Raw genomic sequence first — 9707 nt, forward strand, 5'->3', positions numbered from 1 at the left:
AATGCTCTGCTTCTTTATTCCTCAAATATTATGCCCTTACTTTTTAGTCAGCCCCACAGAAGAACAAAGAAACCGGGCTTTAGCTCAATCATAAATAAGGAATATTCATTATGGCTTACGTACGCATTTGGGTACATCTTGTATTTGGAACAAAAAGCCATGTACCTTTTTTAACCCGTGATGTTAAAAATAAAGTAATCGCTCACATTATTGATAATGCAAGAAACAAAGAAATATTTATCGACTGCATTAATGGAAACGCTGATCATCTGCATTGCTTAATTTCTCTTGGCTCTGAACAGAATATTGCTAAGGTCGTAAATCTAATTAAAGGTGAATCATCTTATTGGATAAATAAAAACAAGATTACATCGTCAAAATTTGAATGGGCTGAAGATCACCATAAGAAAAAATCATTTGCCGATGAACATACCGAGTTTATAAAAAAATATAGTTTTGACCGTAAATGATAAAATATGTAATCGCAGTAATATTATTCTTAAATCTCGGAATAGCATATTCTCAGAATACTGAAATAGAGATCAAAAATATAGAGCAAAACAAAGCTTATCCTGCATCTTTGTCAGGCGAAAAAGTAACAACATCCGATACTATTAGATCAAATGGGAATGGAGTTGATGGCAACGCCTTAAAAGAAATAGGGCAAGGAATTGGAGATGGAGCAGGAACAAACACGAGCGGATTTTCTGCAATGCTTGCAGGACATAACAACGTTTATGCTCTCTATTTTAACCAACTTGGTCAATCTACTGGAATTTGGAGTTCCACGATTGCGTATGCTCATCGTAGGTACACCCTGCACATTAGTTCAGACTCAAACTATATAAATTCAGAATATACGAACGCCCATAGAAACGGTTTTAGTGTTCGTTGTGTCAAGGATTAACCCCGTGAGATAAAAATATTAAAGATAGATTTAATGACAAAGGACAATGGAATAAATATTAAGTTAAGAAAACTTGAGAGATATTATCTCACGGGGTGAACCATTAATGTATGTATTATTATGTTTATATATTGAAAAGTGAGAAAGATGGAAATTTCTATACTGGATATACAAGGGACCTAAGAGCGAGAATCAATATGCATAATAATGGGGAAGTATCTTCAACCAAAGAAAGGAGACCATTGAAACTCGTTTATTTTGAAGGATGCCTGAATCAACAAGATGCTACAAAGAGAGAAAAATATCTAAAGACAGCTTGGGGAAAAAGGTATATTAAATCGAGATTATTTAACTATCTCACGGGGTGAATAAAGCAAGCTACGATCTTGTACTTGCTATTTTTACATAATAATGTTAAATTTACCAGTGTAATCAAAAATTTAACGGTAAATATTTTATTATGGTGCAAAGATTATTAAAAAATCTCATCAAATCAGACCTTTTTAAAGGGAAGACAATAATAATATTTTGGGAGATTATAAACTTATCGTACTTGACGAGGCGCAGAACATCCCTAATATCGGTAAGGTACTAAAACTAATCACGGATACTTTGAACGAAGTGCAAATAATTGCAACCGGATCATCAAGCTTTGATCTTGCAAGCCACACGACTGAACCGATGACAGGCAGGGTAATCCACCATAAATTGTATCCACTTTCAAGCGTAGAAATTAAAGCTAATGAAGATTGGCTGAATGTAGATGCTAAATTAGATAAGCTGCTCAGGTTCGGTTCTTACCCGGATGTTTTTACTTCAAACGATGAAGATGCAATTAATAAACTTCACGAGCTTGCTTCTAGTTATTTGTTTAAAGATTTGCTGAAATTCGAGGGGATTAAAAAATCGAGTCTATTAAAAAACCTTGTTGTTTCTTTAGCGCTTCAACTTGGGCATGAAGTTACCTATAATGAATTAGCTACTAAGCTTGGAGTGAATAGTATCACAGTCCAAAAATATATAGACTTGCTTGAACAAACGTACGTTGTATTCAAATTAAATTCTTTTTCACGAAACATTCGTAAAGAACTGACGAAGTCGTTTAAAATTTATTTCTATGATAATGGAATTCGCAATGCATTGATCAATAATTTCAATCCCCTTTCATTGCGGAATGACGTGGGCGCATTATGGGAAAATTTTTGTATCACCGAACGGCTTAAAGCCAATGCCTATTCCGATAAAAAAGTGAATAGTTACTTTTGGAGAACATACGACCAAAAAGAAATCGATTATGTTGAAGAAACGGCAGGAACAATTACCGGCTATGAATTGAAATATTCTGAAAAACAACGGATCAAAATTCCAAAGAATTTTTCGGAAACGTATAATGCTGCTGTTCATAAAATTGATAGAAGTAATTTTTGGAAGTTTGCAGAATTGCATGTTTAAAAACCCCATTTTTTCGATAATAGTTGTGATGAGTATAAGTACTGTAAACTCACAGCAATTATCTATTTCCGTTTCTGAATTAAGTGAGAACAAATCTTATTTATACTCATTGCAAGGAGAAAAGATTACGTTGATTGATTCAGTGAGTTCAATTATGGAAGGCAAAATGACATACAACCTGAGTAACATCTACTTACACCCTGGTCTTTTTCGTATCATTCTAGAAAAAAACAAATGGATCGACTTTGTAAATGAAGGTGAGGACGTAAGCATTACAACCAACGCGAACAATATTTTAGATAGCTTAAATGTTGTTAAATCCGAAAGCAATCAACTTTATTACACATTCATAAAACTGAACAAACAATACAAGTCAAAATCAGATCTGCTCCAGCTAATCTTAGCACGTTATCCCAAGGATGATGATTATTACACAACTTCACAGAATAAATTAGAGCAACTTCAAAAAGATTATCTTGATTATGTAAATGTTGTTGCACAAAAGAATCCAAGCTCCTTTGTCTCAAGATATATCAAATCATCCCAGTTACCGGTTGTAGACGGAAACATTCCATTGGAGAAACAAGTATCTTACCTAAAATCCCACTCATTAGACTTTGTAGATTTTAATGATGCCGGTCTAATCAACTCCGATGTTTTTTCAAATAAGTCCATTGAATATCTTACATACTATCGTAATCCTCAACTGCCTAAGGAACTTCTCGAAAAAGAATTTATGGTAGCTGTAGATACAATCCTGAATAAAGCAAAAGTCAATTCACTGGTCTACACGCATGTAGTAGAATATCTGTTAGACGGTTTCAAGAAATTCGGGTTCGATAAAATCATTGACTACATAATCCAGAACTACGTAATCAAAGATGACATCTGTATCGATGAAAAACTAGAGACTGCATTACAAAGAAGAATGGATCAGGCAAAGTATTTTAAAATTGGCGACGTTGTTCCAAATATCGTTAGTAAGGATTGGTCCGGTAAAGAAGTTGATTTGTATAGTATAACGGCTGAAAATATATTGATCATATTTTATGCATCCTGGTGTCCACACTGTAAAACTCTACTACCTCAGATAGCTGAATTATACAAGAGCCAAAAACAGAAAAAGACGGAAGTATTTGCTGTATCGATTGATACTAATAAAACTGACTGGCAAAAGTTTGTCGAAACTGATGGGTGGAAGTGGATTAACGTTTCTGACCTGAAAGGATGGAGCGGGAATGCGGTGAAGGATTATTATATCTATGCAACGCCTACGATGTTCCTAATAGACAGACAAAAGAAAATAATCGGAAAACCTTTGTCGTTTGATGAATTGTTAGGGGTATTTTAGATTTCCGATTTCTAACCACGTTTAAGCCGTTAAGAAATCGGAAATCTGCTTGTTTTTTAGTCTAAAATTTCGTATCTATTAGCTGTTATGACGTACCGAATAATATTCTACATATCATTTTTCGAGCATCAGGAACACTTCTAAGTATCCTACCGCGATAATTGACCGCTCCCACGGTCTTACTACCTTTTTTATTCCAATACATTTTAACCAAAACTAATTAAGCTCTAAGTTGCTTAATTTTTTTAAAAATCAATCTACTTTGAAAGAGAAAATTATGACACCCAAAATTTTACCTCAGAATGTCCACTCGACTTTAAAAAAACATCTCCTCGTCGATGGCTTCGATTTAGTTTTAGACCTTCAAAAAAGCCACGGCTCATTTATCGTCGATTCTATTACTGGTAAAGAATATCTCGATTTCTTTACTTTCGTTGCCTCAGTTCCTATTGGAATGAACCACCCGAAAATGAAAACTCCGGAATTTCTTGAAAAACTAACCTCAGTTGCAATCAACAAACCATCACTCTCGGATATCTATCCGGCTGAACAAGCAGAGTTTGTTGAAACATTTTCGCGCATAGCAATGCCAAATTATTTTCCCCATGCATTTTTCATTGAAGGCGGTGCGCTCGGTATCGAGAACGCTCTTAAAGCGGCTTTCGATTGGAAGATAAGGAAAAACTTTCTTAAAGGATACAAGAAAGAGAAGGGGACACAAGTAATTCATTTCAAGCAAGCTTTTCACGGACGAACCGGTTACACGATGTCGTTGACGAATACAGAGCCGGTGAAAATTGACCTATATCCGAAATTCAAATGGCCCCGAATCGAAAATCCAAAAATCAAATTCCCGTTGAATGAGGAGAATCTGAAAGCAGCAATCCAAGCAGAACAGTTAGCAATGAATCAAATCAAGGATGCGATTAAAAATAATCCTGATGATATCGCGGCTATCATCATTGAGCCGATACAAGGTGAGGGGGGAGATAATCATTTCCGAAAAGAATTCTTTGTTGAACTCCGCCGCATTGCTGACGAAAACAACATCATGCTGATCTTCGACGAGGTTCAGGTAGGGGTTGGTCTAACAGGCAAGATGTGGGCGCATCAACATTTTGTGCAGCCGGATATGATTGCATTCGGAAAGAAAACACAGGTTTGCGGTTTCCTCTGTGGAAAAAGAATCGATGAGATACATGACAACGTGTTTAATGTATCGAGCCGGTTGAATTCTACCTGGGGCGGAAATATTGTGGATATGGTGCGTGCACAAAAATATTTAGAAATTATTGAAGAAGAAAAATTAGTTGACAATGCACGCGTTATGGGTGAATACCTTTTAAAGCAATTACACAATTTACAGAACGAGTTCCCATCCGTTGTAAGTAATGCACGCGGACTTGGACTATTCTGTGCTTTCGATTTAAACACACCCGACGAACGAAACAGGCTGAAAAATTCCTGCTACGATAAAGGTTTGATAATATTAGGTTGTGGAGAAAAATCTATGCGTTTCAGACCACCGCTGAATATTTCAAAAAATGAAGTCGATATGGGTATGTCGATCATAAGAGAAGCTTTGAAAGGGTTATAATATCCAATTCTGGTAAAAAATCGGAGTAATGGATTTTTGGAGTGATGGAATAAGAAGCCGGTTCCTGGAATAGGGGAATCGGCTTTTTGTTTTTGTTGGTTTACAAACTGTTCAAGATGACACACTCAAATCTGCAATCTCCAATCTCCAATCTTTAAGTTGCATTCTAAAATCATAAATCATGAATCCAATTCTTCGATCATTTGATTTTGTGCATAAATTTATATAGTTTTTTATAAACAATTTATAGGATTTGTAAATGTTAACAGCATACATACAGGCGGCGATGAAGCGGGCGCACTATGAAATACTTGCCGATAATGAAGGATATTATGGTGATATCCACGGGTTTCAAGGTGTTTGGGCGAATGCTAAAACACTCGAAGAATGCAGAGAGGAACTACGCGAAGTTCTTGAAGATTGGATACTATTTGGGTTACGTTTAGGGAATACTCTTCCAGAGGTTGATGGGTTAAAATTAGAAGTGGTTAAAGAGGCGATTTAATGCCGGTATTTGGACCGATATCGAGAAAAGATTTGCTCCGGTATTTACTACAATTAGGATCGCAACGGACCGATGTCCGGTGGAAAACACGAATTTATGTTAAAAAATAGATTGAAACTCATACTACCCAATCCTCATGGAAAGGATATTGGAAAAAATCTTTTATCAAATATTCTTCATCAAGCAAATATTGATAGAAGTGAATGGGAAAAATTGTAATTATATTTTCAGATACCAATTCTTGTTTCAATCCATAAATCCAAGATATAAAATCCCACAACCTTACTTCATTCTGAGTTTATACTCATCGTAATTCTTTTGGTGAGCTGGGTCGTAAGTACCTAATTTGGTATAAATATCAGGGTTTTTGGAATCAAGGTACAATTCACATAGCTCCAAATATTTGGTATCGAAGAATGCTTTAATCAAAATTATCCGCTCGTTGATTTTCTTCTGGAAATTACCTATACTTTCTACAGCTTTTAAAACATTTTCGAGGGCTTTCGATTTATTTCGAGTAAGCATATCGAGTCCCTTGTAATGATAAACGTAATACGCCTCCCGAATAATTTTATTCTTCGGATTGATAATTTCTTCGATGAATTGAATTCGATTATAAGTACCCGAAGATTTCAAATCCCATCCCGATGAAGCTCCGCCTCCCGAGCGTGCTTTACTCGCAATGTCAACAGCTTGTTGGAAAAAATCTGTACCATCGGTTGGTTTGAACGAGTCGTAATCAAAACCGAGAATGATATAAACATAAAAATCAATGAAACTTGTAACAGGATCGTATTGAGGATTATTGTGATGGATCGGCTGATTTCGGACGAAAGTAAATTCCCATTTATCATCGAATATCCGGACAGTACCAGTGCTTTTGTCCGATTTATAAATTTGTCGTTGGCTGCCTATAAATACTTGCGCTGTGTATTTGTTCTCAGACGGCGAACTTTTGAAGAATATTTCAAAATTACATTTTATCTTTTGGCCGCCAAAATCATCTTTAGTCCATCTGTAATTGTTGATGTAATCCTCGATCCGCTGTTCGAAACCGGAAATGTTTTCGAGTGCTTCAGCAGTTAAATTTTCCGTATTCAATGTAACGTTACAATCAATTTCCTGTGCAATTATGAAACTGTTCATTAAAAAAATGATTGCGAAAGTTGCTAATGTGATTTTCATATCAATACTCTATTTGTTGAATTCAATATAGCTATTTTATTCAATTAGTTCAAGCGTCAATTAAGGTTAGGAGGTAATATGAAGGTAATAATAATTATCATTTTCCTGTTACATCAATCGATCGTTGCAGGATTTGAGCAAACGAACTTGGGTTCCAGAACTAATGCAATCGGAGGAGCTTTTGTAGGTTTATCGGATGATTGCTGGGGTATATTTTATAATCCTGCTGGATTATCTCTGATAAATTTTAATGAAGCAGCAGTTTATTATTCACCACGTCCCTTCGGCTTGAGCGAATTATCTACAACAGCATTTGCAGCAAATTATTCTACAAAAATCGGAACTTTCGCTTTCGCCGCAAAAAAGTATGGCTTCGAACTTTATAAAGAAATTTCAGGAACAATATCGTATGCAAATTCTTTTTTAGAAATAAATTTAGGAACGAGTTTCCATATCCATACATTGACAATTAAAGGTTACGGAAACGACTACACGATTGGTATGGATGTCGGAATTATATTACCTCTCGCTTACAATTTACTCTTCGGCTTTTCAGCGAAAAATATTAACGCACCAACGATTGGAAAGATGAAAGAAAAATTGCCGCAAGTATTTTCGTTTGGAACTTCCTACTCACCCATCAACAATTTGTTTTTGCTGATGGATTATGAAAAAGAAATTATGTTCGATGGTTCGATAAAAGCAGGGTTTGAGTATTGGGTTTTTGAATTCGCAGCTTTGCGGTTGGGTGTTAATGAGAAGCCATCAACTATTTCAGGAGGTTTGGGCTTGAAATATTTATCTCTAAAAATCGATTATGCATTTATCAACCATCAGGAACTTGGGCTTACACATTCGATCACGATTGGATTTTTGTGGGGAGAAGAAAAATGATTCGATTAACGAACATCATTCTCTTATTCGTGGGGTTATCGCCGGCACTTTCACAGATTGATACGGAAGACACAACCGATGTCGAGATTGAAAATTTAGTCGAGCAAATTACAGATGAAGAAGACTCCCAATTGTTAGATGTTTTTGAAACCGAGCCAATAATTGTCCGGGAAAATATTTGGAGTCTGCCATCGGTAGCTGTCCGGTCACGAATCCGGCAAAAACTTCAAACAAGTCGTGGATATAAAGATGGAAAGTATTTAGGAAGTCCGATAGTTTCTTATCAAAGGATTAAGCTAAATCAGGGCGAAAATATTTCGGGCGGGCTGCTTGTAGAAAAAGATGCAGGCGAAAGGAAGTTTAACGATTATACTAATTATTTTATACGAATCCAGAATTTAGGTTTTATAAAATCTGTATTGATTGGCGATTATGTAATTGAAGCGGGGCAAGGCTTGGTGATGTGGCGTGGATATGATTTTACAAAGGGGGCTAATATCAAAGCCGGTTCAATCCGAAAGGGGAGAGACCTGATGCCGCATCTTTCGTCTGACGAGGTCGGATTTCTTCGAGGGGTAGCGTTTCAACTGCACTGGCGAAGTTTCGGCGGGCTGATTTTTTATTCCAACAGAAATTTGAGTGCCTCGGTAGATAGTGCCTCGGTTGTTACAAGTTTTTATTCGGGCTATTATCGCACAAATTCTGAAATTGCAAAGCGAGCAAATCTGAACGAAAAAGTTTTCGGCGCCCGAATTATCTACGATTTATATGGGGACTTCAAGTTCGGACTGACTTGGTTCAGAAGTTCATACTCTAAACAGATAAAAGTTGCCACCAATAATTTCTTCTCGAATTACGGTTTTGATTTTACTTTTAAAATTGAGCGATTCAGTTTGCATGGTGAGGTTGCATCAAATTCTAAGATGGATTTTAACGGAATCAATGTTCTTACAATTAGTCCGAATGCTTTTATTGATGTGGTTGCCTTGTATAGAAATTATTCTCCCTATTATTTTAACAGATTAGCAAATCCATTCGGTGAGTCATTCGGCGGGTCGAACGAAGAAGGTTTCTTTGTCGGTTTAGAATTGAACTTATTAAAGGGGATAAAATTGATCGGTTACAGCGATAAGTTTGTTTTTCCGAAAAGCAAAGAGCTAAATTTCTCAAAGCGAGGGAATGAATACCTATCGCAGTTCGAATATAAAATGAATAAAAATCTGTTTGTTACTTTGAGGTATAAGAAAATATCGTCGGATGATTTTCAAAAAGGTCTTGATAATATGAATAGAGAAATCAGAATTATCGATCCATCGGTTAGAAGCAACTACCGCATAAATGTTGATTACGATTTATCTAAGTTCTTAAGATTAAGATGGCGATTCGAGTACCGCACTGTAACATCCAATATTACAAAAGTAACAGAAATCGGGAGGATGCTTTTTCATGATTTGAGTATTAAACCGAAAAAAAGATTTACACTTAACTTCCGAATTAGTTATTTCAAATCTGATTCATATTTTTCTGGAATAAGTCAGTATGAAAATGATTTATTAGGTGTACTCTCGATTCCGGTTTTATACGGACGAGGAATCAAGTGGTATTTATTATTGAAGTATCAGATTATCAACTCGCTTGATTTGTCGTTTAAATATTCTTATCTGATTCGTGAGGATGTGAAGAAAATCGGGAGTGGATGGGACGAGCTTCCGGCAAATGTGGATAACAGAATAGGATTGCAGTTGGATTTGAAATTATAATCCCGAAAAATGCAATAGAAAATTGTTTCTTCCACTAATATGTTAATGTTGATTGG

Annotated in this window: 10 protein-coding genes and 1 pseudogene; 10 read left to right on the top strand and 1 reads right to left on the bottom strand. The window is 35.9% G+C overall.

Annotation, left to right across the window (positions count from 1 at the left end):
• The first annotated feature begins 110 nt into the window (after positions 1 to 110).
• The 8 genes and pseudogenes from QME58_12930 to QME58_12965 all read left to right on the top strand — a co-directional run bounded on the left by QME58_12930 (position 111) and on the right by QME58_12965 (position 6031).
• Positions 111 to 470, top strand: coding sequence for a transposase (locus tag QME58_12930; protein MDI6804724.1), 360 nt, complete (start codon positions 111 to 113; stop codon positions 468 to 470).
• Complete coding sequence (locus QME58_12935; GenBank protein ID MDI6804725.1) at positions 467 to 907, top strand: FISUMP domain-containing protein; 441 nt, start codon at positions 467 to 469, stop codon at positions 905 to 907. Before QME58_12930 ends, QME58_12935 begins: the two co-directional genes overlap by 4 nt.
• Before the next feature lie 110 nt (positions 908 to 1017).
• Positions 1018 to 1275 (top strand): GIY-YIG nuclease family protein, encoded by a 258-nt coding sequence (locus QME58_12940; GenBank protein MDI6804726.1) that lies wholly within the window; start codon positions 1018 to 1020, stop codon positions 1273 to 1275.
• Positions 1276 to 1435: 160 nt separating this feature from the next.
• Positions 1436 to 2359 (top strand): ATP-binding protein, encoded by a 924-nt coding sequence (locus tag QME58_12945; GenBank protein ID MDI6804727.1) that lies wholly within the window; start codon positions 1436 to 1438, stop codon positions 2357 to 2359.
• A complete protein-coding gene (locus QME58_12950) occupies positions 2352 to 3710 on the top strand; it encodes a TlpA disulfide reductase family protein (protein ID MDI6804728.1) in 1359 nt (452 codons plus the stop codon). The genes QME58_12945 and QME58_12950 overlap by 8 nt, the downstream gene beginning before the upstream one ends.
• Before the next feature lie 277 nt (positions 3711 to 3987).
• A complete protein-coding gene (lat, locus tag QME58_12955; GenBank protein MDI6804729.1) occupies positions 3988 to 5307 on the top strand; it encodes an L-lysine 6-transaminase in 1320 nt (439 codons plus the stop codon).
• Between the two features lie 259 nt (positions 5308 to 5566).
• The gene (locus tag QME58_12960; protein MDI6804730.1) at positions 5567 to 5812 is read left to right on the top strand and encodes a type II toxin-antitoxin system HicB family antitoxin; all 246 of its coding nucleotides are present in this window, start codon (positions 5567 to 5569) and stop codon (positions 5810 to 5812) included.
• Positions 5812 to 6031, top strand: a pseudogene (locus QME58_12965) (type II toxin-antitoxin system HicA family toxin). Before QME58_12960 ends, QME58_12965 begins: the two are co-directional and overlap by 1 nt.
• 63 nt (positions 6032 to 6094) lie before the next feature.
• Here QME58_12965 and QME58_12970 read toward each other — a convergent pair.
• Positions 6095 to 6997 carry a DUF4835 family protein gene (locus QME58_12970; protein MDI6804731.1) on the bottom strand — a complete coding sequence of 301 codons (903 nt, stop codon included), beginning with the start codon at positions 6995 to 6997 and terminating at the stop codon, positions 6095 to 6097.
• Positions 6998 to 7075: 78 nt separating this feature from the next.
• Here QME58_12970 and QME58_12975 point away from each other — a divergent pair, with 78 nt between their 5' ends.
• Together QME58_12975 and QME58_12980 are read left to right on the top strand one after the other, a co-directional pair.
• A complete protein-coding gene (locus QME58_12975; GenBank protein ID MDI6804732.1) occupies positions 7076 to 7891 on the top strand; it encodes a hypothetical protein in 816 nt (271 codons plus the stop codon).
• Complete coding sequence (locus QME58_12980) at positions 7888 to 9651, top strand: hypothetical protein (GenBank protein MDI6804733.1); 1764 nt, start codon at positions 7888 to 7890, stop codon at positions 9649 to 9651. Before QME58_12975 ends, QME58_12980 begins: the two co-directional genes overlap by 4 nt.
• Positions 9652 to 9707: the final 56 nt, after the last annotated feature.

It is taken from the genome of Bacteroidota bacterium, from assembly GCA_030017895.1.
Taxonomy (GTDB): Bacteria; Bacteroidota; Ignavibacteria; order UBA10030; family BY39; genus JASEGV01.